The sequence below is a fragment of the Bacillus sp. 05T31 genome (assembly GCF_056396725.1).
Genome location: NZ_JBFTMA010000962.1, coordinates 1 through 1236, shown reverse-complemented (window position 1 = coordinate 1236; position 1236 = coordinate 1). Strand labels below are relative to the sequence as shown.

Below are 1236 nucleotides of genomic sequence, written 5' to 3'. Positions count from 1 at the left end.
GGTGTTACCAGTTCGTTTATCAATTTTACGTAAAGAAGATAAACAATTACTATTCACTGTCTCAGTAGATGTAAGAAAYTCTTAAAGATRSCGGTKAGATTGATTGTTTTTTCTTCTAGAAATAATGACTTAGATAGTATATTACCTAAAACAATGAAAGCCCTACCTCTCTTTCATCCTTACGGCTCCTTGTCCGTGCCAGTGTGAATCAGGATTGCAAAAATCAAGTGACTATTTAATCGAGTTATTTGATGAAACTTCGAACGTTCGTAAAAGAAATTTAAAAATAAAAATGGATTAGATTGAAGTAATAACAAAAGAGGTTCCTACTCTAAAAGTGAGTTGAAGAAGTTGAATGTCTTTGAAATGATTTACTTTTAATAATCATCATATTCTCGAAAAATTCAGGATATTTTCGAGGGATGCAATACATTATCTATAATGAATCTTAACAGAAACTTTTTATTTGATTTTCAGTGATYCCTTTAATTAATCCTAGTTCACTAATCAAAAATTCATRTGCGTTATCCAACATTTTTTTTTCGCTTGTATTAAGTGCCTTTTCTTTCTTCATACGCATTAAATCACGTACAACTTCAGCACCTTCTTGYATTTCACCCGTTTTTATTTTGTCCGTGTTCACTTTATACCTTTGTTTCCACGGCARTAATKTATCTGATTCTCCWTGCTGAAAAATKTGTATAATGTGYTTTAATGCAAGTATATCAGTAACTGGGCGTATACTCGAACTYAATATTTTMCCCATAGGAATCATGACTTGCATATTACTGATYGACATTTTTATAACATAATACTGTTGTTTTTTYCCTGAGAATTCTTTTTCTTCTATGGCTTCAATTATACCTGCTCCGTGCATTGGATAAACAATGTTATCGCCAATTTGAAACATATAATCCACCTCCATATATGGTAACCTTCTCAACCTTAACATATATGTGATTTTTTATCAAATATTTTATAATATCATAAAATCATTTTTATCGTCAACTACTTTTTTGACAAAAATTAAATTAAGTAAAAAACACCCCAAAAACAATAGGGAGTGTGTCAGATTTCCCCGCTTATATTCAGAAATCTCTACTCATTAACRTAGATCAGTTTTCCCTTGAAAACGACCAAATCGATCCCGTATTTTTTTCAATCTTRTGTGGTAYTCCAAAATCTCAATTCTTGCTTTTTCAGCTAAAGGCGCAATTGGTCGTAAGTCTTTTAACC

Annotated in this window: 1 protein-coding gene and 1 pseudogene; both read right to left on the bottom strand. The window is 31.1% G+C overall.

From position 1 onward, the window contains the following. Positions 1-448 precede the first annotated feature (448 nt). Positions 449-910, bottom strand: coding sequence for a CarD family transcriptional regulator (locus AC1DJR_RS30330; RefSeq protein WP_477004293.1), 462 nt, complete (start codon positions 908-910; stop codon positions 449-451). 195 nt (positions 911-1105) lie between these two features. Next, positions 1106-1236, bottom strand: a pseudogene (locus AC1DJR_RS30325) (acyl-ACP desaturase); the annotation flags it as partial.